This window comes from Pseudomonas antarctica, assembly GCF_001647715.1.
GTDB lineage: Bacteria > Pseudomonadota > Gammaproteobacteria > Pseudomonadales > Pseudomonadaceae > Aquipseudomonas > Aquipseudomonas antarctica_A.
Genome location: NZ_CP015600.1, coordinates 1,286,347 through 1,310,611, shown reverse-complemented (window position 1 = coordinate 1,310,611; position 24,265 = coordinate 1,286,347). Strand labels below are relative to the sequence as shown.

At 59.9% G+C, this 24,265-nt stretch carries 22 protein-coding genes; 10 read left to right on the top strand and 12 right to left on the bottom strand.

From position 1 onward, the window contains the following. Genes A7J50_RS05680 through A7J50_RS05670 form a run of 3 tightly spaced genes read right to left on the bottom strand, consistent with a single transcriptional unit; the run spans position 1 to position 2,952 of the window. Entirely contained in the window at positions 1-867 is an 867-nt protein-coding gene (locus tag A7J50_RS05680) for an alpha/beta hydrolase (protein WP_064450915.1), read from the bottom strand. Next, a complete protein-coding gene (locus tag A7J50_RS05675; RefSeq protein ID WP_064450914.1) occupies positions 864-2,258 on the bottom strand; it encodes an aspartate aminotransferase family protein in 1,395 nt (464 codons plus the stop codon). The genes A7J50_RS05680 and A7J50_RS05675 overlap by 4 nt, the downstream gene beginning before the upstream one ends. Continuing rightward, the gene (locus tag A7J50_RS05670; protein WP_064450913.1) at positions 2,251-2,952 is read right to left on the bottom strand and encodes an MtnX-like HAD-IB family phosphatase; all 702 of its coding nucleotides are present in this window, start codon (positions 2,950-2,952) and stop codon (positions 2,251-2,253) included. The genes A7J50_RS05675 and A7J50_RS05670 overlap by 8 nt, the downstream gene beginning before the upstream one ends. A gap of 238 nt (positions 2,953-3,190) precedes the next feature. Here A7J50_RS05670 and A7J50_RS05665 point away from each other — a divergent pair, with 238 nt between their 5' ends. Beyond that, positions 3,191-3,961 (top strand): MipA/OmpV family protein, encoded by a 771-nt coding sequence (locus tag A7J50_RS05665; protein ID WP_064450912.1) that lies wholly within the window; start codon positions 3,191-3,193, stop codon positions 3,959-3,961. A gap of 338 nt (positions 3,962-4,299) precedes the next feature. On the opposite strand, the gene A7J50_RS05660 is transcribed toward A7J50_RS05665, so the two are convergent. After that, on the bottom strand, positions 4,300-4,953 hold the full coding sequence (locus tag A7J50_RS05660) for a DsbA family oxidoreductase (protein ID WP_064450911.1): 654 nt from the start codon (positions 4,951-4,953) through the stop codon (positions 4,300-4,302). Between the two features lie 55 nt (positions 4,954-5,008). Next, entirely contained in the window at positions 5,009-6,028 is a 1,020-nt protein-coding gene (locus A7J50_RS05655; RefSeq protein WP_053254625.1) for an alpha/beta fold hydrolase, read from the bottom strand. A gap of 193 nt (positions 6,029-6,221) precedes the next feature. Between A7J50_RS05655 and metR the strand changes: the two genes are divergently transcribed. Beyond that, on the top strand, positions 6,222-7,139 hold the full coding sequence (metR, locus tag A7J50_RS05650) for a transcriptional regulator MetR (protein WP_064450910.1): 918 nt from the start codon (positions 6,222-6,224) through the stop codon (positions 7,137-7,139). 126 nt (positions 7,140-7,265) lie between these two features. Here metR and A7J50_RS05645 read toward each other — a convergent pair whose 3' ends face one another. The 3 genes from A7J50_RS05645 to A7J50_RS05635 are packed head-to-tail and all read right to left on the bottom strand — an operon-like array spanning position 7,266 to position 9,606. Further along, on the bottom strand, positions 7,266-7,772 hold the full coding sequence (locus A7J50_RS05645; protein ID WP_064450909.1) for a GNAT family N-acetyltransferase: 507 nt from the start codon (positions 7,770-7,772) through the stop codon (positions 7,266-7,268). Between the two features lie 26 nt (positions 7,773-7,798). Next, positions 7,799-8,212 carry an NUDIX hydrolase gene (locus A7J50_RS05640; protein WP_064450908.1) on the bottom strand — a complete coding sequence of 138 codons (414 nt, stop codon included), beginning with the start codon at positions 8,210-8,212 and terminating at the stop codon, positions 7,799-7,801. Positions 8,213-8,259: 47 nt separating this feature from the next. Continuing rightward, on the bottom strand, positions 8,260-9,606 hold the full coding sequence (locus A7J50_RS05635) for an HD domain-containing phosphohydrolase (protein WP_064450907.1): 1,347 nt from the start codon (positions 9,604-9,606) through the stop codon (positions 8,260-8,262). Between the two features lie 257 nt (positions 9,607-9,863). Between A7J50_RS05635 and A7J50_RS05630 the strand changes: the two genes are divergently transcribed. The 4 genes from A7J50_RS05630 to A7J50_RS05615 all read left to right on the top strand — a co-directional run bounded on the left by A7J50_RS05630 (position 9,864) and on the right by A7J50_RS05615 (position 15,942). After that, complete coding sequence (locus tag A7J50_RS05630; RefSeq protein WP_064450906.1) at positions 9,864-11,738, top strand: putative bifunctional diguanylate cyclase/phosphodiesterase; 1,875 nt, start codon at positions 9,864-9,866, stop codon at positions 11,736-11,738. A gap of 75 nt (positions 11,739-11,813) precedes the next feature. Next, complete coding sequence (locus A7J50_RS05625; RefSeq protein ID WP_064450905.1) at positions 11,814-12,752, top strand: cytochrome-c peroxidase; 939 nt, start codon at positions 11,814-11,816, stop codon at positions 12,750-12,752. Beyond that, on the top strand, positions 12,749-14,560 hold the full coding sequence (locus tag A7J50_RS05620; RefSeq protein ID WP_064450904.1) for a DAHL domain-containing protein: 1,812 nt from the start codon (positions 12,749-12,751) through the stop codon (positions 14,558-14,560). The genes A7J50_RS05625 and A7J50_RS05620 overlap by 4 nt, the downstream gene beginning before the upstream one ends. Beyond that, on the top strand, positions 14,557-15,942 hold the full coding sequence (locus A7J50_RS05615) for an ATP-binding protein (protein WP_064450903.1): 1,386 nt from the start codon (positions 14,557-14,559) through the stop codon (positions 15,940-15,942). The genes A7J50_RS05620 and A7J50_RS05615 overlap by 4 nt, the downstream gene beginning before the upstream one ends. A gap of 6 nt (positions 15,943-15,948) precedes the next feature. Here the strand turns inward: A7J50_RS05615 and A7J50_RS05610 are convergent, their stop codons facing one another. The 3 genes from A7J50_RS05610 to A7J50_RS05600 form a co-directional block, all read right to left on the bottom strand. Then, on the bottom strand, positions 15,949-16,221 hold the full coding sequence (locus A7J50_RS05610; protein ID WP_064450902.1) for a type B 50S ribosomal protein L31: 273 nt from the start codon (positions 16,219-16,221) through the stop codon (positions 15,949-15,951). 100 nt (positions 16,222-16,321) lie between these two features. Continuing rightward, the gene (locus A7J50_RS05605) at positions 16,322-17,647 is read right to left on the bottom strand and encodes an APC family permease (RefSeq protein WP_064450901.1); all 1,326 of its coding nucleotides are present in this window, start codon (positions 17,645-17,647) and stop codon (positions 16,322-16,324) included. A gap of 131 nt (positions 17,648-17,778) precedes the next feature. Beyond that, entirely contained in the window at positions 17,779-18,600 is an 822-nt protein-coding gene (locus A7J50_RS05600; protein ID WP_064450900.1) for a carbon-nitrogen hydrolase family protein, read from the bottom strand. Positions 18,601-18,693: 93 nt separating this feature from the next. On the opposite strand from A7J50_RS05600, the gene A7J50_RS05595 reads away from it, so the two are divergent. The 4 genes from A7J50_RS05595 to A7J50_RS05580 all read left to right on the top strand — a co-directional run bounded on the left by A7J50_RS05595 (position 18,694) and on the right by A7J50_RS05580 (position 22,728). After that, complete coding sequence (locus A7J50_RS05595; RefSeq protein WP_064450899.1) at positions 18,694-19,458, top strand: helix-turn-helix transcriptional regulator; 765 nt, start codon at positions 18,694-18,696, stop codon at positions 19,456-19,458. A 28-nt stretch (positions 19,459-19,486) separates the two neighbouring features. Continuing rightward, positions 19,487-21,106 (top strand): FMN-binding glutamate synthase family protein, encoded by a 1,620-nt coding sequence (locus A7J50_RS05590; protein WP_064450898.1) that lies wholly within the window; start codon positions 19,487-19,489, stop codon positions 21,104-21,106. A 67-nt stretch (positions 21,107-21,173) separates the two neighbouring features. Beyond that, positions 21,174-21,470 (top strand): cupin domain-containing protein, encoded by a 297-nt coding sequence (locus A7J50_RS05585; protein ID WP_064450897.1) that lies wholly within the window; start codon positions 21,174-21,176, stop codon positions 21,468-21,470. Between the two features lie 133 nt (positions 21,471-21,603). Then, positions 21,604-22,728 (top strand): OpgC family protein, encoded by a 1,125-nt coding sequence (locus tag A7J50_RS05580; protein ID WP_064450896.1) that lies wholly within the window; start codon positions 21,604-21,606, stop codon positions 22,726-22,728. A gap of 62 nt (positions 22,729-22,790) precedes the next feature. On the opposite strand, the gene A7J50_RS05575 is transcribed toward A7J50_RS05580, so the two are convergent. Beyond that, the gene (locus tag A7J50_RS05575) at positions 22,791-24,203 is read right to left on the bottom strand and encodes an amino acid permease (RefSeq protein ID WP_064450895.1); all 1,413 of its coding nucleotides are present in this window, start codon (positions 24,201-24,203) and stop codon (positions 22,791-22,793) included. Positions 24,204-24,265 lie beyond the last annotated feature (62 nt).

Here is a 24,265-nt window from a genome sequence, read left to right as displayed (position 1 = left end):
TTATGCACGCTGTCGGTAGTCTTCGGACACCTGGGTAGTAGCGGCGTGTTGCTCGACAAACTCGGCGCTCAACTCGATCACTCGGCGGTATTGCAGGTCGACGGTAATCATGTGGTAGCAGTTGTCCAGCAGGATCTTGGTGACGGGCCCACCTAGGTGGCGCTCCACGTAATCGGCGTTCCAGCGGCTGGTGATATCGTCCTCGATGGAGTGCAACACCAGTGCCGGCACCTTGACCTCAGGCATGCGTTTCTTGACCACAGCATTCATCCGGTGCAACTCGCGCACCGTGATGCCTTCCATGGTCAGCAAACCGGCCTCGCTGCTTTCCCCTTCCTTCATCTGGCGCTCGACAATTGCCCGCAGGCGCTCGTTCTTGATGCCATAAGGTGGCTTCTCTTCGAAGCGGCAGATGTGCACGCCGAATGGAATCTTCATCAGCAACGGCGTCAGGAACGCCAGCTTGTTAATACTCCAGCCGTCGTACTTCAAGGTCGTGGAATACATCAACAGCCCGGCCACTTGCCCCGGGTGCTCGGCAGCCACGTACATCGACATCACCGCGCCCATGGACAAGCCACCGACAAACACCTGCTCGTGGCGCTGCTTGACCTGTGCAAAGGTCTTGCGCACGCCTTCGTACCAGTCCAGCCAGCCGGTGGCCTGCAGGTCACTGTTATCGCCGCAGTGCCCGGCCAGGGTGGGCACGTACACCGTGCAGTTACCCGCCTTGGCCAACCCTTTGGCGACTTGACGCAATTCCGTCGGGGTGCCGGTCAGGCCGTGGATCAACAGGATCCCGACCGGACCTTCACCGAGAACGAAGCCGGCATCACCTTCACCGAGATCGATCCCGGAGACATTCACCGTTGGGTCGCCCGAACCAGCAGTTGCTCAAGCAGCTTCAGGCCCAGGTCGATTTCCGGGTAGCTGATTTCCAGGGACGGTGCCAGGGTAATCACGTTTTTGTAGTAGCCGCCCACGTCGAGGATCAAGCCGAGTTTCTGGCCATCCACAACCATGTCGCCCTTCATGCCTTCTTCGACCATGTAGTCCAGGGTCGCCTTGTCCGGCGTGAAACCATCCGGGCCGCAGATTTCGCAGCGCAGGGCCAGGCCCAGGCCATCGACGTCGCCGATGATCGGGAAACGTTTCTGCAGGTCTTGCAGGCCTTCCAGGAAGTATTTGCCCTTGGCCATGACCATCGCGCCGTAATCGACTTCGCTGGTCATCTTGAACATTTCCAGGCCTACCGCCGTACCCAGTGGGTTGGAGGCGAAGGTGGAGTGGGTCGAACCCGGTGGGAAGATCTTCGGGTTGATCAACTCTTCACGCGCCCAAATGCCGCCCAGCGGGTTCAGGCCGTTGGTCAGCGCCTTACCGAAGACGATCACGTCCGGCTGCACGTCGAAGTGCTCGATCGACCACAGTTTGCCGGTACGGTAGAAGCCCATCTGGATTTCGTCGGACACCATCAGGATGCCGTGCTGATCCAGCACATGCTTGAGTTCGCGGTAGAAGTTCATCGGCGGAATCACGTAGCCGCCGGTGCCCTGGATCGGCTCGACGTAGAAGGCTGCGTATTCGCACTGGTTGGTTTTCGGGTCCCAGACGCCGTTGTATTCAGTCTCGAACAGACGGGCGAACTGCTGCACGCAATGGCTGCCGTATTCTTCTTTCGTCATGCCTTTCGGGCCACGGAAGTGGTACGGGAACGGAATGAAGTTGGCACGTTCGCCAAAGTGGCCGTAACGGCGACGGTAGCGGAAGCTGGAGGTAATCGACGAGGCACCGAGGGTACGGCCGTGGTAACCGCCTTCAAAGGCGAACATCAGGCTCTTGCCGTTGGACGCGTTACGCACCACTTTCAACGAGTCTTCGATGGATTGCGAACCACCGACGTTGAAGTGCACACGACCGTCGAGGCCGAATTTCTTCTTGGCATCGACCGCGATCATTTCCGACAGCTCGATCTTGCCTTTGTGCAGGTACTGGCTGGCGATTTGCGGCAGGGTGTCGATCTGCTGCTTCAACGCGTTGTTCAGGCGTGGGTTGGCGTAGCCGAAGTTAACGGCCGAGTACCACATTTGCAGGTCGAGGTAAGCCTGGTCTTCGGTGTCCCACACGTAGGAGCCTTCGCAACGGCTGAAAATACGCGGTGGCTCGATGTAGTGAACAGTGTCGCCGTAGGAGCAGTACTTGGCTTCTTTATCCAGAAGAATCTGGTCTTCGGCGGTGGCGATACGGATATCAGACATGGTGGAAGAGTTCCTGATTGTCAGCAGCAGTAAAGGTGGTGGCGTTGGCCGCGATGCCCTGAGGCAGCTTGGCCAGCAATGCGGGCAGTTCGGCGAAGGTGTCGAAGCGCGCATGGGGAATGTTGTTGGCTTCGCAATATTTGGCGAGGCTGCCTTTGGCGAAGACGAAGTCGGCGGTAGAGGCCACGCACATGTCGGACTTGCCATCGCCAATCACCAGCACGCGCTTGTTGCGCGGGGTGGATTTGCACTTGCAGTTGCCGGACGCAGCACGGCAGGCGTCGCTGGAGTACGGGAAGTCGATGCGCCAGCTGTTCTGGTCGACCTGGCGCAGACGGTTGGCGAGGATCGGCAGCAAGGTCACGTAGTTACGCGACAGAATGCGCGCGATGCCTTGTTCGATGCCGTCGCTGACCACTTCGATGGTCGCGCCCAGGCCCATGACGTGATCGACGAAATCCGGGAAGTCCGGGTCGATCTCGACGCTGTCGAAATACGCTAACAGTTCAGCCGGTGTGGCCTTGATCAACGCCAATTGGCGGCTCAGGCATTCGCGGGAACCGATGTGCCCATCCAGCCATTCCTGTTCGATGGTTTCCCACTCAGGGCCGGCGAAGCGCTGGAGGACGTTGTCGATGACGTCGGTAGGGGTGATGGTCCCGTCGAAGTCGCACACGATATGCCACTGGATCATTGCCTGTCCTTGAAGTTGGAGGGCTTGAAGAGAGCGCTCTATGCGCTTGCAACAGGGCTATAGCAGGGACTGTGCCAACTGATTAAAGCCCAGCAGGGCTGGGGTTTTGGTTGAGGTCTATGGTTATATGTGTCGAGCAAGCTACAATTTTTGTAGCTTGCTACAAACAAGATGAGTGCTTGCGCCAGGGATGCCCTTCGCGCGTGAATGCGCGCAAGTTCAGATAAGGAAACGCTCCATGTACAAGGTTACTTCTGCTGTATTCGCCGGTTTGCTCGGGCTGTGGAGTGTGTCCAGCACGGTATTGGCGGACGGCATTACCGGTGAAGTCGGTGCAGGCATCAGTTATCAACCCCACGACCCCACCGGCAGCCGCTACGAAACCCAGGCGATTCCCTATTTCGACCTGGACTGGGGCAGTGTCAGCCTCGGCACCGACGACGGCTTGACCTGGAGCGCGCTCAATACCAATGGCATCACCGCCGGCCCCTACATCAATTACTTGCCTGGCCGTACGGCCAACGGCTCACTGCGCGGCTTGCGCGATGTGTCGGATATGGCTGAAGTCGGTGGCTTCATCCAATACGCCCCGGCCGAGTTCTGGCGCGTCTACGCGCAAGTGGGCCAGGCCGTAGGCGGCGGGCGTGACCAAAGCGGTGTGTTGGGCAAGGTCGGCGGCGAGCTGGGTTACCCGCTGGGTGGCGGCATCATCGGCAGCACGGGCCTGATGGCGCACTTTGCCGATGCCCGCCAGACCCAGACCTTTTTCGGCGTAAGTGACAAGGAGTCCGCGGCCTCAGGCATTCGTGCCTATAACGCCAGTGCCGGTTTCCAGAACCTGACGCTGACCCAGAGCTTCGAATTCCCCCTGGCCGCCCATTGGTCGCTGTTGACCAGCGCCAGCTGGACGCACCTGGTCGGCTCGGCCGCCAACAGCACCATCGTCAAGGAAACCGGCAACGTGAACCAGGGCCAGGTGCAGACCGCGATCAGCTACAAGTTTGACTGACGGGCGACAGGCTGCTCCCCAAGAGCCACATCACAATCAAGGCAGCCCGATCTCAGACGCCAAACTCAGTTCAAATGTGGGAGCCGGGCTTGCCCGCGATAGTGGTGTATCAGCAGCAGATAAGCTGACTGACACACAGCCATCGCAGGCAAGCCAGCTCCCACACTGATCTGTGTCTGACCAGAATTCTGCGCCCGCCACCGTTCAAATGTGGGAGCCGGGCTTGCCCGCGATGGCGGTCGTTCAGCCAGGGATGTATTAACTGACACACCGCATTCGCGAGCAAGCCCCACCTTTGGATCTCCATAGGCCAGGGAGCAAGCACCCTACCCCACGGTTCAGCCCTTCGCTTCGCTGATGATCTGGCGAATCGCACCGACAAAGGCTTCCGCCGGCTGACCACCGCTGACCGCGTACTGGTCGTTGAACACGATGGTCGGCACCGAAGTCACGCCCCGGGAGATCCACAGCTGTTCCTGTTCACGAACTTCGGCGGCGTATTCATCGCAGGCGAGAATCTGCGCCGCACGCTTGATGTCCAGGCCGACGCTTTCGGCGATGATCGCCAGCGTCGCGTGGTCGGACGGGTCCTGACCATCGCTGAAATAGGCCTTGAACAGCGCTTCCTTGAGGTTGTATTGCAGGCCTTCAAGCCCGGCCCAATGCAGCAGCCGATGAGCATCGAACGTGTTGTAGATGCGGCTCTGGCCGTCGGTACGAAAGGCAAAGCCCAACGCCGCGCCCATGTCGCGAATACGCGCACGGTTGGCCTGGGACTCTTCGGCGCTGGAGCCGTATTTTTCAGTGATGTGCTCGACGATGTTCTGCCCGATGGCGGGCATATTCGGGTTCAGTTCGAACGGCTGGAAATGGATCTCGGCCTGCACTTCGCTGCCAAGCTGGTCGAGGGCTTCCGTCAGGCCACGCAGGCCGATGATGCACCAGGGGCAAGACACGTCGCTGACGAAATCGATTTTCAGGGGAGTACTCATGGTAGGCAACCTCGTTGGCATTAGCGCGCCGTAAAGGGTGCACGATACACCAACTTCACAACACCTTCGAAGGCTGGCCCAGGTCAATCTGCGCCCAGTGCGCAGCATCCTCGCGATGGGCTTGCAGGTACGGCAGCACCGCCGTCAGCAGCGGTGCCTTGAAAGCTTCCTGGAAACGATGGGCCATGCCGGGAATCAGCTTCAATTGGCTGCCCTGAATATGCGCGGCCAGGTGCACGCCGTGCATCACCGGCAGTAACGGATCGGCCGTGCCGTGCACCACCAGCGTCGGCACACGCAGTTGGTTGAGCAATGGCACACGGCTAGGCTCGGCGAGGATCGCCATGATCTGGCGCTTGACGCCGTCCGGATTGAAAGCCCGGTCGTAGGACAGCGCCGCCTGGTGCAGCAGCGCCTGGCGATCGTCTTTCACATTCGGGCTGCCCAATGCCGCCAGCAGATCGGCCTGTTGCTCAAGCGCCACCTCACGATTGGGCGCACTGCGCCGGGACAACAACTGCACCAGCGCCGCATTCGGCGCCGGCAAGCCTTCGGCACCGGAGCTGGTCATGATCAACGTCAGGCTCTCGACCCGTTGCGGCGCCATGGCCGCCAGGTGCTGGGCGATCATGCCGCCCATGCTCGCGCCCAGCACATGGAATTGGCGGATCTGCAAAGCATCCATCAAGCCCAGTGCGTCGTCGGCCATGTCGGTCAGCGTGTACGGCGCCGCCACCGGCAGCCCGAGCTTGTAGCGCAGCACTTCAAAGGTCAGGTTGGCACTGGCCGGGGCTTGGCGCCAAGTGGACAAGCCCACATCACGGTTGTCGTAGCGGATGACCCGGAAACCTTGTTCGCACAGGGCCACGACGACTTCATCCGGCCAGTGGATCAACTGCCCGCCCAGGCCCATCACCAGCAGCAACGCAGGGTCGGACGCACGGCCGATGCTCTGGTAGGCAATGCTCACCTGAGCCAGATCGACGGTTTGCGTCGGGACATTGACATCACATCGAGAAGCCGCAAAAGACGGCAGGCCGAACAATAGAGCGGCCAGTAAAAGCAACACGCGCATGAAAAACACCGAAACGCAGAACCCCAGTAGAGCGCGAGTCTGATGAAGTTTGTTCAAGCGCGCTGCCACAGTTCTGTGACAGTTTGATGAAGAGTGCCCAGCGGTCGTGGTCGATGCCTTATCGACAGGCATTGCAACATGAGACAAACTCACGGCAGTTCTGCCCATCACAAATTATTTTCATGGAGCGCCCGTGCTAGAAATTCGTCACCTCAAGACTCTGCACGCACTGCGCGAAGCCGACAGCCTGGTGGAAGCCGCCGAGCGCCTGCACCTGACGCAATCGGCACTCTCCCACCAATTCAAGGAGCTGGAAGAGCGCCTGGGCATGCAGTTGTTCGTGCGCAAGACCAAGCCGCTGCGCTTCACCAGCGCCGGCCTGCGCCTGCTGCAACTGGCCGACGCAACCCTGCCCTTGCTGCGTGGCGCCGAACGCGATATCGCGCGCCTGGCCGGCGGCACCGCCGGGCGTTTGCACATGGCGATCGAATGCCACAGCTGCTTCCAGTGGCTGATGCCGACCATCGACCAGTTTCGCGATGCCTGGCCAGAGGTCGAGCTCGACCTGGCCTCGGGTTTTGCCTTTGCGCCCTTACCGGCCCTGGCCCGTGGTGACCTGGACCTGGTGGTGACCTCCGACCCGCTGGAGCTGCCGGGCATCACCTATGTGCCGCTGTTCACCTACGAAGCCATGCTGGCCGTGGCCAACCAGCACGCGCTGGCGAACAAGTCGTACATCGTGCCCCAAGACCTGCTGACCGAAACCCTGATCACCTACCCGGTGGAGCGCGATCGCCTGGACATCTTCACCCGCTTCCTGGAACCGGCCGATGTGGAGCCAGCCCAGGTGCGCACCTCGGAGCTGACCGTGATGATGATGCAACTGGTGGCCAGCGGCCGGGGCGTGTGCGGCATGCCGCATTGGGCGCTGCATGAATACAGCTCGCGCGGTTACGTGAAGGCCAAGCGTTTGGGCGAGAAAGGGCTGTTTGCCACGCTGTATGCAGGGATTCGCGCCGACATGTTGGACGCGCCGTACATGCGCGACTTTTTACTCACGGCCAAGGACACGTCGTTTTCCACGCTGGACGGTGTCAGCGCCGTTCGCTGAACGGCGCAGATCAAAATACGGGGATGGCTTGCCTGTGATGCAGACGACCGATCTGGCTGCAGCACCGAGGCGAAACCATCGCAGGTAAGCGGGCTCCCACACTGGATCGAGTGTCCCCATGGGATTTCAGGCAACGTTGAGTTCGCGCCACATGTGGATTTTGTCGAAATACTCGACACCCACCCGCACCGCCAGCGGCTCCAGGCCGTACTGAATAAACCCGCAACGCTGGTACAACGCAAAGGCTGCGTCGTTGCCGGCGGTGACGGTCAGTTGAATCACCTTAAGGCGCGGATGCTTGCACGCCTCGACGAGTGCCGCCTCCACTAACCGACGACCCAGGCCCTTCATTTGATAAGCCTGCGTGACGTACATGCCGAACAAGGTCACCTTGTGCCGTGCCTTTTCACGGGGCTCGAAGGCCAGGCCGACAATTCCGACCAGTTCGTCGCCGAGGTACGCGCCGAGCAAGTGATCCAGCGGGCTCTCAATGCGTTTTTCCCACCAACTTAACGGCATGGCCGATCGCTCGGCCACGCTGGACGTGAACGCCTGGGGGTAGGCGTCATACGTCTCAAGCATCAACGTTCGATAAGCCTCGGCGTCATGGGCATCCAGGGTGCGAATCATCATTCGTTGCAGTCCTTTGCGCCTGTGAATCAGGCGGTAGCCGTCAGCGAGGCGCGATAAAACGGCAGGATCAGGTCGCGGGTCAGTGGTGCCAAGTGCAGGCCGCCATCACCGGCCGGGTCGATCCAGCGCACTTCTTCGATTTCAGCCGCGGGCGTCACCGCCACGTCGATGTGCACCTGGAACAGTTCAGCTTCCACAATGAAACCCGGCTCGTTGGCGGCAGGCGCCGAGAAGTGCCCCAAATACACGGCGTCGCTAGGGTCGATGTGCAGGTTGAGCTCCTCGTACAGCTCACGGGCCAAGGCTTCGGCGGGCTGTTCGCCCGCGTCAATCTTGCCGCCTGGCTGCATGAAGGCCTGGGTGCCGCGCTTGCGCACCAGCAGCGTTTGGCCGTCGCTGCCGATCAACAGCGCGGCGGCGATGCGAATAGTCGATGTCATGTAAAAAATGCCTTGAATGCAAAGGTGCAAGGATCACAGAAAGCGTCTTAACCGGGAAGCGCAGCCACATCCGGTTCTTTGATAAACACCGAATACTTGGCCCCTTCCATCGCCTCAAACGCAATCAACTTGTCCACCAGCGGCAGGTTCAACACCTTGCCGGCGTTGAGCAGCAGCATGCCGTTATCGGCGTTGAGATTGCGCGCCAGCACCATGCCCTCGGCGAGTTCGCGGGTGGTCAAGACCTTCACGCTTGAATCCCCCAGCGTCACGTCACTGAGGAACGCGGCGCAGGCCTGCACGAAGTCTTCGACCATATCCGGGTCATAGAGCTTGCCGGCGTATTTACGGATGTAGAGCAGCGCTTCATCGCTGTTCATGTGGCGCTCGAGGATCAGGCCCTTTTGCAGCTCGATAAAATCGACCGCAAGCTTCAATAACCGGGCGCCCGAGGGGATCAACTCGCCTTTGAGGTGGTCGGGAAAACCGCTGCCGTCCCAGCGTTCCTGGTGATGACGAATCAAGCGCGCGGCGTCCTTCATCGGCTCCAGAGTCATCAACAACGACTCGCTCTGGGTCGGGTAGGCCCGATAGCGTTCACGGTCGGTGCTGTGCAGCATGTCCGAGGGCGCGACCATCATGCTGTCGCTCCAGCTCAATTTGCCGATGTTATAGAGCGCGGCGGCCATGGTCAGGTCGCGGGCACTGGCTTCGTCCATCGCCTGGGCCTTGCAATACACCCGAATCAGCTCGATCAGCTGGCGATTGGTCTGCTTCTGCTTGGGCAGGCGCAAGTTGGCCAACAGTGAAAACACTTCGGTGCCGGTCACGTAGCTGCGCTTGAGTTCGTCGTAGGCCAGGTCGAGCATATCGGCGGTTTGCTGCAACTCACTGGTGCGGGCTTCGACGCGCTTTTCCAGGGTCGCGTTAAGGGCCTTCAACTGGTCGTTCTGCTCGCGGGTCAACTGTTCAAGACGCAGCCGTTCGCGCTCGGAATGCTGGTGGTCCAGGGACTGACGCAAGGTCAGCAGCATTTCCTCGTCGTTCCAGGGCTTGCTGATGTAGCGGTGAATCTGACCTTCGTTGATCGCCTTGATCATCATGCTCATGTCGGCATAGCCGGTCAGCAGGATGCGGGTGGTGGACGGGTACAGGCGGTGGGTCTCGGCCAGCAGCATCGCCCCGTCCATGGCCGGCATGCGCGCGTCGGTCATCACCAGGTCGATGGGCTGGGCCGCCATGATTTCCAGGGCTTGGGCACCACTGCCAGCCAACCGCACATCATAGGGTTGGCCACGCAGCAGGCGGCGCAGGCTATTGAGGATCGATTCTTCGTCGTCGACCAGCAAAATGGTGGGGGTGTAGGGGGGAGTCGTAGCAGTTTGTTCATCCATGGCGACACCTCCTGGCAATGACACACAATTGCTTCATTGCGGCCCGACGTGATCCACCGCTGTACTTGCTCACGCATTGAGCGCTAGATGACGGTCGGGGTAGCTGACTTTGATTTGACGCCAACTGGCCGACTTATTCAAGGGAGCCGACTATGCTTGTCGCATGAAGCTGGCGACCGTCCCCATGTACCGAAGCATTCGAGGTAAGGAAGCCCTATGCGCCAGAGCATGTTGTTGCACGCCTCAGGGTATCAATCATGAGTCCGCGCTCGGAACGCGCCAATCGACGCATTCTGATCGTCGATGATACCGCCTCAATCCACGCGGACTTCCGCAAGATCCTGTGCGCCGACGCCAACGGCGGCCAGACCCTGGACAGCATCGAAGAAACCCTGTTCGGCAGCGCCCCGGCCGTGCGCCAGACCTTTGTACTGGATTCCGCCTATCAGGGCCAGGAAGCGCTGGCCCTGGTGAACAAAGCCCTGGCCGACAACGCCCCGTATGCCCTGGTCTTCATCGACATGCGCATGCCGCCGGGCTGGGATGGCCTGGAAACTATCGAACAGCTATGGAACGTTGACCCCAACCTGCAAATCGCCCTTTGCACGGCCTACTCCGACTACTCCTTCGAAGCCATTGAGGCGCGCCTCAAATACGACGACCAGTTGCTGATCCTGAAAAAGCCCTTCGACGACCTGGAAATTCGCCAGATGGCCAGTGCCCTGACTTGGAAATGGCAGTTGGCGCAGGACGCCGCATTCAAGCTGATCGGGCTCGAACGCACGATTGAGGAAAGGGTCCAGGAACTGCTCAAGGTCTCGCACCTGTTGCAATACGACGCCCTGACCGAACTGCCCAACAGCACCCTGCTGGGCGACCGCCTGACCCAAGCCACTGCCGTCTGCAGACGGCATGGCACCCAACTGGCCGTGATCTTTATTGGCCTGGACCGCTTCAAGCGCATCAACAATGCCCTGGGCCATCCGGTCGGCGATGAAATGCTCAAGCTTGTCAGCCAAAGCCTGGTGGCGACGGTGCGCGAGTCGGATTCGGTGTTTCGCTACGGCTCCGACGAATTTGTGCTGATCCTCAACGACATCAAGCATCCCCAGCAAACCCAGTACATTGCCGAAAAACTCCTCGCCGCCGTCAGCACCACCCACTATGTGGCCGGCCACGACCTGAGCGTCACCGCAAGCCTTGGCATCAGTGTTTACCCCGATGACAGCAGCAGCGCCGTGGAATTGATCAAAAAAGCCGAAACCGCGATGCGCGCCATCAAAGACCAAGGCCCCAACGATTTCAGTTTTTTCATCGACGAGATGAACCTGCGCGCGCAGGAACAGCAAAGCCTGGAAAGCGCCATCCGGCAGGCCCTGCAGCGCGATGAATTCACCTTGCACTACCAGCCGAAACTGGACTTGCACAGCGGGAAAATCGTCGGCGCCGAAGCCTTGATTCGCTGGCATCAGCCCGATCATGGCTGGATCTACCCGTCCGCCTTCATTCCCGTGGCCGAAGACAGTGGCCTGATCGTGCCGTTGAGCCAATGGGTATTGCGCCAGGCGTGTGAGCAAGCGCGCGCGTGGCAGGCCGCCGGGCTGCCGCCGACCTGTATCTCGGTGAATATTTCAGCGATTGATTTTCGCCAGCGTAACTTTGTCGTCAACCTGGCGGCGATCCTTGAGCAAACGGGCCTGACGCCGCAGTTGCTGGAGTTGGAAATCACGGAAAGCGTGCTGATGCAAAACGTCGACGACACGCTCACCACCTTGCGCGAGATCAAGACACTGGGCGTGCGGCTGTCCGTCGACGACTTCGGCACCGGGTATTCCAGCCTCAGCTACCTGCGACGCTTTCCGATTGATGTGCTGAAAATCGATCAATCGTTCATTCGCGGTTTGAGCAACAACAGCCAGGACGCGCAATTGATCAGCGCAATCATCAGCCTGGGTAAAAGCCTGGACTTGAACATCGTCGCCGAAGGCGTGGAAACCATTGCACAGCTGCAATTTCTGAAAGCTCACCAGTGTGAAGAGGGCCAGGGTTTCCTGTTCAGCAAGGCCGTAGCCGCCGATGAATTCGCCCAACTGCTGCAAACCGGGCACCCCAGCCTGTTGCCTGCCCACTGATTTTTTGCCGCAAGGAGCGACCGCTTGAGCCGCAGCACACCACGCACTCTTCACCTGTCACCACGGGTTCTGGGCATGACCCTGGCCCTGGGCTATGGCACCTGCCTGCCCGTCTCGGCAGCGCCGTTGGATGAACCGCTCAAACCATTGCCGCCGGTGCCGATGCTGGATGCAGCCACCGTGGAGTTGGGGCGCCAGTTATTCAATGAGACGCAACTGTCCGTCAATAACTCCAAGTCCTGTGCCAGTTGCCATAATCTGGAAGCCGGTGGTGACGATAACAGCGCATTTTCCCTGGGTTTCGATGGCAAGCCGGTCAAGCTCAACACCCCGACGGTGTTCAACGCCAGCCTGAACTTCAAACAATTCTGGAACGCCAGAGTCGACACCCTGCAAGCGCAGGTTGAACAGGTGGTCGTCAGCCCTATGGAAATGGGCAACGACTGGCAGACTGTGGTCCGGACCCTATCGGCACTGCCCACTTACCAGGCCGCGTTCCAGCAGGTGTATCCCGACGGGGTGACGGCAGCCAACGTGCAGGATGCCCTGGCCACCTATGAGCGCACGTTGCTCACACCCAATTCGCGCTTCGACCAGTACCTGCAAGGCAATACCGACATCCTCACCACCGATGAGAAATATGGCTACCAACGCTTCAAGGACTATGGCTGTATCGCCTGCCACCAGGGCGCCAATATCGGCGGCAACATGTACCAGAAGTTCGGGGTGATGGGCGATTACTTCAAGGCCCGTGGCAACCCGACCGAAGCCGACCTGGGCCGCTACCTGCTGACCAAGGACGAGGAAGACCGCAACGTGTTCAAGGTGCCGAGCCTGCGCAACGTTGCCGTCACCGCGCCGTACTTTCACGATGGCTCGGCCAAGACTCTGGAGGAGGCCGTCGACATCATGTTCAAGTACCAACTCGGGCGAATTCCGTCGGCGGAGGACAAGACGCTGATCATCAAATTCCTCAAGACGCTGACCGGCGAATGGGCAGGCAAGCCCCTATGAAATCATCCCGCCTCGCCAGCCTGATCACGCTCAGCGGCATCGCCCTGATACTGGCCTCGGTGCTGATATTTCTGTACCTCAAATCGATCGGCGACCAGTCCACCACCTACACCGAGTCGCGCGACCTGATACGCCAGATCAAGCAACTCAATTCCCAGTGGGACGTCGAGGTGCTCAAGGCCAGGATCGCCCTCACCCACAACTATGACCCGCTGGTGGCCCCCCTCAAGGAAATGAGCCAACTGTGGACCCTGCTGGAAAGTCGCGAAGGGCAACACCACCACGAACACCCAGCCGACTGGCTGGCCGCGCAGGATGCTTATCGCCAGTCGATTCAGGAAAAGGCCCGATTAGTGGAGCAGTTCAAATCGCACAATGCGGTACTGCGCAATTCCCTGGCCTTTTTGCCGACCGCCGAAGACGATATCCAGGCGCATTTCCTGCGACTCAAAGACACCGACAAGCTGGAACAGCAAAGCATCGCCACCGACACTTACGACTTGCTGCTCAGCGCCCTGGAGTTCGCCCAGGTGACAAGCGACGACAAAGCCGCGGACATCCTCGTGGGGCTGAACAAACTGGCGGTGAACAAAGAAAACCTGCCAACCGAATTCCAGGTGCCGGTGGAGATTCTCAGTAACCACATCGCGTTGATTTTGCGCGAGCAACCCATCGTCAACGACCTGCTCGGTCGTATCGCCGCGATTCCCCTTTCAGATCAACTGGATGACCTGACCACCCAACTCAACCAGGACCAGGCCGCCGCCGACCTGATTGACCAGAAATACCACCGCTACCTGCTGGTATTTTCTACGCTGCTGGTCGTGCTCTTGTTGTACCTGGCCATTCGCTTGTTGCGCAGCTTTGCCGAGATCAACCGGGTCAACCGCGCCTTGCACGGGGTCAATGAAAGCCTTGAACAGCGCGTCGAGGCGCGCACGCGGGAACTCAGAGATGCCCAGAGCGAACTGCTGGACAGCGCCCGCCAGGCCGGCATGGCGGAAATCGCGACCAATGTGCTGCACAACGTCGGCAACGTGCTCAACAGCGTAAACATCTCCGCCGAACTGGTCGCACGCAAGCTGCGCACCAGCAAGGCACTGGGGCTGGGTAAGGCCATGCAACTGATCAACGAGCACCCTGACGACCTGGGTACTTACCTGCGCGAGGACGAGAAAGGCAAATTGCTGCCCGGCTACCTCAACCAACTGGTGGAGGCCATCGCCCTCGAGCAACAGGGCCTGACCGATGAACTGGCGCAGTTGAGCAAGAGCGTGGACCACATCAAGGACATCGTCTCCACCCAGCAATCCTACGCCGGCGCTTCCAGCCTGCTGGAGCCCGTGGAGATCGGTGCCTTGATGGACGACGCCCTGCGCATGAACGCCGGGGCGCTGAATCGCCACCATGTGACGGTGGTCAAGGAGTATGCCGAGGTGCCGCAACTGATGGCGGACAAACACCGGTTGCTGCTGATCATGGTCAACCTGATCAGCAACGCCAAGTACGCCATGTCGAACCTGACCGACCGCCCACGGCAGATCACCTTGTCGATCACGACACTGGAGGACAGCCTCTTGCAGATCAGCGTCAAGGACGAAGGCGAAGGCATCCCCGCCGAAAACATGACGCGGATCTTTACCCACGGCTTCACCACACGCAAAGAGGGTCATGGTTTCGGCCTGCACAGCTGCGCCCTGGCGGCCATTGAAATGAACGGCCACCTCACCGCCCATAGCGACGGGCCAGGCAAAGGCGCCGTGTTCACGTTGCAAATCCCACTTAACGATGCAGCAGGCCAAGCATGAACGAACCTTCGAACCGGCGCATTCTGCTGATCGACGACACACCATCGATTCACGAAGACTTCCGCAAAATCCTCATGCCGCCCATGGAACAGAACCAGGCGCTGGACGACATGGAAGCTGCGCTATTCGGTGCCAGCGACACGCCGCATGGCCCCGTGTTCGAACTGGACTCGGCCTACGGTGGCCAAGAGGGGCTGAAGTTGCTTGAGGTCGCCATGGCCGAGCAAAAACCCTATGCCCTGGCCTTTGTCGACATGCGCATGCCCCAAGGCTGGGACGGTGCGCAGACCATTGAAGAACTCTGGAAAGTTGACCCGGACCTGCAAGTGGTGGTGTGTACGGCCTACTCGGATTACTCCTGGGAAGAGCTGCTGTTTCGCCTGCAAGCCCATGACCGCCTGCTGATCCTTAAAAAACCCTTCGACAACATTGAAGTACAGCAGATGGCCAATACCCTGGCCGCAAAATGGAGCATGGCGCGGCGCGCGTCTTTGCAAACCAGCCACCTGGAACACCTGGTTGAGCAACGCACCCAGGCACTGACCCAGGCAAGCCAGGCACTGCAACTGGAGATCGACGAGCGTAAACAGCTGGAAAGCCAGCTGGTGCAGTCGGAAAAACTCGCCTCCCTGGGCCAACTGGCGGCCGGCGTGGCCCACGAAATCAATAACCCGGTGGGGTTTATTTCGTCCAATCTCGGCACTCTGGGGGGTTACTTTGACCAGCTCCAAGAGATGCTCGATGCCTATCGACAGGCCGAAACCGCCACAGACAGTGAGCAGTTCGAAGCCCTGCGCCGGCGTCTGGACCTGGATTTCCTCAAGGAAGACATTCCCACGCTGCTTCGCGAATCGAAAGAGGGTATTGGCCGCGTGGTACAGATCGTCAAGGATTTGAAGGACTTTTCCCGGGTGGATAACGATCAGAACTGGCAGTGGGCGAACCTGCAACAGGGCATCGACTCGACCTTGAACATTGTCGCCAGCGAACTCAAGTACAAGGCCGACGTGGTCAAGCAGTACACGCCGCTGCCGGAAATCGAATGCCTGGCGTCGCAGCTCAACCAAGTGGTGATGAACCTGGTCATCAATGCGGCGCAAGCCATGGGGCCGGAGCGCGGCACTATTACCATCAGCAATGGGGTGGATGGCGAGAACATTTGGTTGGAAGTCGCAGACAACGGCTGCGGGATTGCCCCGGACAGCGTGCAGAAAATCTTCGATCCATTCTTCACTACCAAGCCGGTAGGCGAAGGGACCGGGTTGGGCTTGTCACTCTCCTACGGCATCGTCAAAAAACACCGTGGCGCTATCACCGTCCGTAGCGAATTGGGCAAAGGCACCACCTTTAAAGTGGTGCTGCCCATTCGGCAAACGGCTTAAACGACCTCATGCCTCGGCTTTTTTCGGGCTCGACCCAAACGAAGCGAAACGCTTGTTGAACCCGGCAATCCGGCCTTCGGCCTGGGTCTTGCGCTGTTGGCCGGTGTAGATCGGGTGCGAGGCGCTGGACACGTCCAGCGGGATGTAAGGGTAAGTGTGGCCGTCGCTGTGTTTATGGGTGCGATCACTGTCGGCAGTGGAGCCGATCAGGAAGAACGCGTCGGCGGCGGTGTCGTGGAACAGCACGGTGCGGTAGTCGGGATGGATACCAGCTTTCATAAGGCCTCCGGGGCGTTTGGGTGCATTTGATGTGTTATACAATAACATAAAATACGCACCCAAACGAGAACCGATTGCAATAAGAATAGACCGCAAGCTTCTATGCGGTTTCCTGGAAGTCCATTTCCGGCGGCTGTCGCGAGAAGCCCCGGGTGAGAAAACCCAGGTAAACCAGGCCGATCGCCAACCACACCAGGCCCAGGTAAATCGCCAGGTGGTCGAGGCTGACCATCAGCCACACATCCGCAACCAGGCCGATGGCCGGGAACAGCAGGAACAGGATCAACGCTCGTACTCCACGCGCTTTCGCGCCGATCCAGTAGTGAAAGATCACCGACAGGTTCACCAGGCTGAACGCCAGGAAGGCACCAAAGTTGATGAACGACGTGGAGGTGGTCACATCCAGCTTCAGCGCCAGCAACGCCACAACCGCACACAACAAGATGCTGTTGACCGGCGTGCCGAAGCGCGCATGCAATGTGCCGAAGAATGACTTGGGCAACACACCGTCACGGCCCATGGCATACAACAAGCGCGAACCACTGGCCTGGGCCGACAGCCCCGAGGCGAACTGGCCGACGATCAGACCGATCAGGAAAATCGACACAAACACATCACCGACGATATTGCGCGCAATTTCATACGCGGCCGAATCCACATTGGCGAATTCAAACGACGGATGAGCGATCTGCACAAAGTAGGACACCGCCACAAAAATCAGCCCGCCGATCAAGGTAATCAACATGATCGCCCGTGGGATAGTGCGGCGTGGGTCGCGGGTTTCTTCGGTGAGGGTACTGACCGCGTCAAAGCCCAGGAATGAATAGCAGGCGATGGCCGCGCCGCTCATGATCAGCGGCATTTGCATCTGTCCGTTGAAGAACGGCGTGAGGGTCCACAGGGGTTGGCTGGGGTTGCCGCCGATGTAGTGAATGCACAGCGCAACAAACGCAATCAACACTAAAAACTGCACCAGCATCAGCAAGGCGTTGATGCCGTTGGCGAGCTTGAGGCCGACAATATTGATCGCGCTGGTGATGCCGATAAACGCCAGTACCCAGACCCACTGCGGCACCGAAGGAAACGCCGAATTGAGGTAGGCCGCACCGATCAGCCAGATGGCCATGGGCAAAAACAGGTAGTCGAGCAACACCGCCCAACCGGCGATAAAACCCAGCTTGGGGCTGATCGCCTTGCGCACATAGCTGTAGGCAGAACCGGCGACCGGAAATGCCTGGGCCATACGCCCGTAACTCATGGCGGTAAAGAACATCGCCACCAGGGCGGCCAGGTAGGCCGCGGGGACCATGCCGGCGGTGGATTGTGCGAGGATGCCGAAGGTGCCGAGCACAATGATCGGCGTCATATAGGCGATGCCGAACAGCACCACCGACCCTAACGACAGGGTGCGTTGCAAACGAGCCATGAGCGATTCTCCGCTGATTTATTAGATTTATGGCAGAACTGAAGTGGGTGACTCGGGTGTCATTTTTCTTATGTTCAAACAGCGTTTGTGGCGAGCGGGCTCGCCACCGCAACCTCACTCGTCGAAGACGATCAGGCTTTAGGAATCAACAACTCGCGGGTCCCATCGCTGCGCTCTATCACCTCACCCGGCAATTTCAAGCGCTGGTCATCCAGGTAGCGGTAGTCCTTGCGAGCCGCCACCAGTTGGTCGAGATCCAGCTCGACGGTAAATTGCCCTTCCTCGCGCCCAGCCTCGAACAACAAGGTGCCCAGCGGGTCGACCAGCGCACTGCCACCGGCAAACAACAGGCCGCCATCGCCCTCTTCCACCCGGTTGACCATCAGCGCAAACGCCTGGTTTTCCTGGGCACGGGCCATGATCGCGGTGCGGTGCGTGGGGCCATACGGGTCCATGTTGCCGTTGGTGACGATCAGCAACTCGGCGCCCAACTGCGCCAGGGCGCGGGCGGTTTCCGGGAACTCGATGTCGTAGCAGATCAACAGGCCGACGCGCACGCCGTTCCACAGGCAGGTCGCGTAGCGATCACCCGGGGTGAACACGCCGCGATCCGAGGCCCACAAGTGGGTCTTGCGATAACGCAGGGCGATGCCTTCGGGCGTGATCAGCAACGTGGTGTTGTAGAATTGGCCGCCGTCGTGCTCGGCCATGCCGACGACCACGCCGATATTGCGTGCACGGGCAGCCTGGATAACAGCCTGCACGGTAGGGCCATCCACCGGTTCGGCGATGTCGGCAACGGTCTCGGCCGACGGGAAGCCCATCAGATGGGTTTCCGGGAATACGATCAGTTGCGTATCGGCGGCGCAGGCAGCAATTGCCGCCAAGGCGCGCTCAAGGTTGTAAGCTGTGCCGTTATCACGACCTGCCAACTGGGCAAATTCGACCTTCATGGGTATTCCTTGTTCTCAATCTGTGCCGCAGTATGCGCAGCCACACCCCGTCAGGGAATTACGCGGCAGGGGTAACCCGATAGGGGTAGATCAATGACCATGTCGCTGCAAGACATCGCCTGGCACCGTTCGGTGGGGCAAATGATAGACGCCCTGGATCAGGCCAACTTCTGGACCCAACTGGTCCGGTTGCTCGATGCCTACGTGCCGTTCGACAGTTGGGTGGTGTTGCTGTTCAGCAGCGCGCATCGCCCGTTGGTGTTCGCCGAATGCCCAGGCGCCGATGGCACGCCGGACCATCTGTTCCAGGACTACCTGAACGGCCTGTACCTGCTCGACCCCTTCTACATCGCCAGCCGCGAGCATTCGCGCACCGGCCTGTTTCGCCTCGCTGAAGTGGCGCCGGAGCATTTCGAGCTCACCGAGTATTACCAGCGTTACTTTCGCCTGAACGTGGTGGCCGATGAAATCCAGTTCAATTGCCAACTGGCGGACGGGCGTACCCTGTGCCTGTCACTGGGCTCAAAGCAGCGTTTTGACCCGCAGCAAATCGCCTTGCTGTCGTTGATCCAACCCTGGGTGTTGAGTTTGCTGCGCCAACGCCTGCCCTTCGAGCTTAACCAGGTCAGCACACCGCAGCCGCCCGTCCAGAATGATGAGTGGGGCGCGCAATTGACTGCCCGTGAGCTGGATGTGGGCCGCTTGATGCTCAGCGGTTGCTCCAGCAAGGAAATCGCCCGTAAGCTGGAAATCTCTGTTGAAACCGTGAAAGTCCATAAGAAACACATGTACAGCAAGCTAGGGATCAAATCCCAGTCAGAGCTGTTCTCGATCTTTCTTCAGGCGCAAAACGCCTAGCCGATGAGTCCGAACCAAGGAAAACCGTATGAGCCTGTCGTTACTAAGCCGTTACGCCTTCTTTGCCGTGTGCGTCATTTTCACCCTCGCCAGCCTCCCCTTTATCGAACATGAATGGCTGTGGCCGATCACCGTAGTCACCGGCATTCTCAGCCTGATCGGGATTTTCGACCTGCTGCAAAGCCCCCACGCGGTGCGTCGCAACTACCCGATCCTGGGCAATATCCGTTACCTGGTAGAAGCCATCCGCCCGGAAATCCGCCAGTACCTGTTGGAATCCGACAGCGACGCCCTGCCCTTCTCCCGGGCCCAGCGCTCGCTGGTTTACTCGCGCGCCAAGAACGAAACGGCCGATAAACCCTTCGGCACCTTGATCGACGTATACCAGTCGGGTTTCGAATTTATCGGCCACTCCATGCGCCCCGCGCCGTTGAGTGACCCGAGCGCCTTTCGCGTGATGGTCGGCGGCCCGCAATGCAAGCAGCCGTACTCGGCGTCGGTGTTCAACATCTCGGCCATGAGCTTCGGGTCCCTGAGCGCCAACGCCATTCGCGCGTTGAACCAAGGTGCCAAGCTCGGCAACTTTGCCCATGACACCGGCGAAGGCAGCATCAGCCCCTACCACCGTGAAAACGGCGGCGACCTGACCTGGGAACTGGGCAGCGGCTACTTCGGCTGCCGCACCAGCGACGGCCGTTTCGACCCGGAACGCTTCGCCGTGCAAGCGCAAAACCCGCAAGTGCGCATGATCGAAATCAAGATGAGCCAGGGCGCCAAACCCGGCCATGGCGGGATCCTGCCCAAGCACAAGGTCACCCAGGAAATCGCCGACACCCGCGGCATCATGATGGGTGAAGACTGCGTCTCGCCGTCGCGCCACAGTGCCTTCTCCACGCCGATTGAAATGATGCAGTTCATCGCCCAATTGCGCGAACTGTCCGGCGGCAAGCCGGTGGGTTTCAAGTTCTGCCTGGGCCACCCGTGGGAGTTCATGGGCATTGCCAAGGCCATGCTGGAAACCGGCATTCTCCCGGACTTTATCGTGGTCGACGGCAAGGAAGGCGGCACCGGCGCCGCGCCCGTGGAGTTCACCGACCATATCGGCGTGCCGCTGCGTGAAGGCCTGCTGTTTGTGCACAACACCCTGGTCGGCCTGAACCTGCGCGACAAGATCAAACTCGGCGCCAGCGGCAAGATCGTCAGTGCGTTCGATATCGCCAGCGTCCTGGCCATCGGCGCCGACTGGGCCAACTCGGCACGCGGTTTCATGTTCGCCATCGGCTGTATCCAGTCACAAAGCTGCCACACCAACAAATGCCCGACCGGCGTCGCCACCCAGGACCCGTTGCGCCAGCGGGCCCTGGTGGTGCCGGACAAGGCCCAGCGCGTATTCAACTTCCACCGCAACACCCTCAAGGCGTTGGCGGAAATGCTTGCGGCAGCCGGCCTGGATCATCCAGCGCAGCTGTCGGCCAAGCATTTGGTGCGGCGTATGTCCGCAACTGAAATCAAGCTGTTCTCGCAGTTGCATGTGTTCCTCAAGCCCGGTGAATTGCTCACGGGCGAGGTGAACGGCGAGTTCTATTCGCGCATGTGGCAGATGGCGCGGGCGGACAGTTTTGAGCCCAATGAAATCGCTGCTGCCTGATAGCTAAACAAACACCTGCCCGCTGAACCGGACCACCGACGGCATCGTTGAAACAAGGAGATTCATCATGCCGTTATTGGACTTCGCCGCCATCGCCGAGCAACTGCCTGACAGCTGGAAATCCACCCGCCTCGGCCAGGTAGGCCCGGCGCGGATCAAAGTGTTGCGAATGGATGAACAGGCCTACGAAGAAGAAACCCACACTTACAACGAAGGGCTGCTGGTGGTCAGCGGCCAGTTGCGCCTGAGCATCGGCAATCACGAAATACGCGTGGGTGCCGGCCAGATGTACCTGGTGGAAGCCGGCACCGCGCATGCCGTACTTGCCGGTAGCCACGGCACCTTGGTGATCATTGATGTCTAGAGACATTCAGTAATACCCCGCCTTTGCAATTGCTTACAAATACCGCCAACCTGCGCCCGCCCGACGTGCGGCGTACGACAACACGCGCATTCGCCTGTCATTACTAAACTTATTTGTTCAAGAGCCCGCTGCCATGCTGAACGGACGCGACCCGCGCATCGATTTTTTTCGGGGCCTGGCGTTGATCTTCATTTTCTGGGATCACGTCCCCCACAATCCCCTCGGCCAGATTACCCTGCGCAATATCGGCTTCAGTGATGCTGCCGAAGTGTTCGTGTTTCTTGCCGGCTACGCCTCGGTGCTGGCCTACGGCAAGGTTCTGCAGCGCGAAGGTTACGGGATGGCCTGCCTGAAGATCCTGCGGCGCACATGGGTGTTGTACGTGGTGCATATCTTCCTGTTGGCGATGTTGATGGGCATTGTGTTCTTCGCCAACAGCCATGTGGAAACCCGCGACCTGGTCGAGGAGATGGGCCTGACGCACTTCGTTACGCACCCGCAGCAAGCGTTGGTGGATGAATTGCTGCTGCGCTTCAAGCCGAACCTGATGGACCCGTTGCCGCTGTATATCGTGTTGCTCGCCGGCCTGCCGCTGGTGCTGCCGTCGCTCTTGCGTCACACCTGGGCGGTGGTCGCGGTGTCGCTGGCGGTCTATCTGCTGGCGCCGCATCTGGGCTGGAACCTGGCAGCGATTGCCGACGGTGTGTGGTACTTCAACCCCGTCACCTGGCAGTTGCTGTTTGTACTGGGCGGGGCGGCGGCGATTCACGGGCAACGCCCAAGGCCACAGGACAATCGGCCGCTGCTGCGGCAGCCGTTGTTTGTGACGGCGGCGGCCTATGTGCTGGTCGCGGGTGTCATCACGATCGGCTGGCGCTGGCCCGACATACACGACGCGCTGATGCCGTCAGCCTTGAGCGACCTGCTGTATCCGATCAGCAAGACCGACCTGTCGCCCGTGCGTCTGCTGCACTTCCTGGCCCTGGCCTACGTCACCGCCAAACTGTTGCCGGGGCGTGCCTGGACGCAAAACTGGCTGGCACAGCAGACCTGCCGGATGGGGCGTTACTCGCTGGAAGTGTTCTGCCTGGGCGTGCTGTTGGCACCGTTGGCGGACATGATCAACGCCCTGGCTGGCGATGCCTTTGCCGTGCAGATTTTCACCGCGCTGGTGGGGGCTGCACTGATGGCCGCGCTGGGGGCCTGGCTGGAGTTCAACAAACGCCTGAGCCAATCGCCCCACGTGGCTACCGCCTGAAAAACAAAAAGCCCCGATCAAGGGGCTTTTTGCTAAGTGGCTATTTGTTGAGTGCTGAGAGGTCAGGCTTGAGCACGCACCCCGGCATTGCTCGGCTGCAACTTGAACACGTAGAACAGCACCGTCAGCAGCACCAGGAATACCGGGCCCACGTACAGCGCGATACGCGTGTCCGGGAAGTACGCCATCAGCCCCACCACCAGCACCAGGAATGCCAGCGCCAGATACGAACTGACCGGGTACAGCCACATGCGATATTTCAGCGCCTTCTGTTCGGCGGGGCTCAGGCTCTTACGGAATTTGAGCTGGGCCAGCAGGATCATCAGCCAGGTCCAGATCGCGCCGAAGGTGGCGATGGAGGTCACCCACACAAAGACTTTTTCCGGAACCATGTAGTTGAGCAGCACGCCCAGCAACAGCACGAAGATCGACAACAGCAGCGCCTTGCGGGGTACGCCGTTGCTTGAGGTGGTGCCGAAGGTGGCCGGGGCCTGGCCGTTCTGCGCCAGGCTGTAGAGCATGCGCCCAGTGCTGAAAATACCGCCGTTGCACGACGACAGTGCCGCCGTAATCACCACGAAGTTGATGATGCCGGCGGCGGTCTTGATGCCCAGGCGCTCGAAGGTCATCACGAACGGGCTGCCCTGGGTGCCGATTTCGTTCCACGGGTAGATCGACAGAATTACGAACAGCGCGCCCACATAGAACAGCAGGATGCGCCAGAACACCGAGCCGATGGCACTGGGGATGGTCTTCTGCGGGTTCTTCGCTTCACCGGCGGTGAGGCCGATCATTTCCACGCCGAGATAGGCGAACATCACCATTTGCAGCGACATCAACACGCCTTGCACGCCGTTGGGCATAAAGCCGCCGTGGGCCCACAGGTTGGAGATACCCAGTGCCACGCCGTCATTGCCGAAGCCGAACGCGATGATGCCGATGCCACCGATGACCATGGCAATGATCGTGACGATCTTGATCAGCGCGAACCAGAATTCGAACTCACCGAACGCCTTGACCGCAATCAGGTTGATCGTGCCCATGCTGATCAGCGCCGCCAGGGCCCAGATCCAGCGCGGGGTGTCGGGGAACCACACGCCCATGTACACGGCGACGGCGGTAATTTCCGCCACGCAGGTTACCAGCCACAGGAACCAGTAGTTCCAGCCGGTGAGGAAACCCGCCAACGGGCCGAGGTAATCCTGGGCATAGCGGCTGAACGAGCCGGCGACGGGGTTGTGCACCGCCATTTCGCCGAGCGCGCGCATGATCACCAGGATCGCCAGGCCGCCAATGATGTAAGACAGCATGATCGCCGGGCCAGCCATTTCAATGGCCTTGGCCGAGCCCAGGAACAGGCCGACACCGATACAGGCGCCAAGGGCCATCAGGCGAATATGCCGTTCACCGAGTTCACGTTTGAGCGGGCCGCCTTGAGCGGTCTCGCCATGGGGCAGTGGGTTGCCGACTGGCATAAGGGTACAACCTCATTTTGTTATTGGAGTGTCCGTCGAGTTTCCAGGGGCCGGCCGGTAAG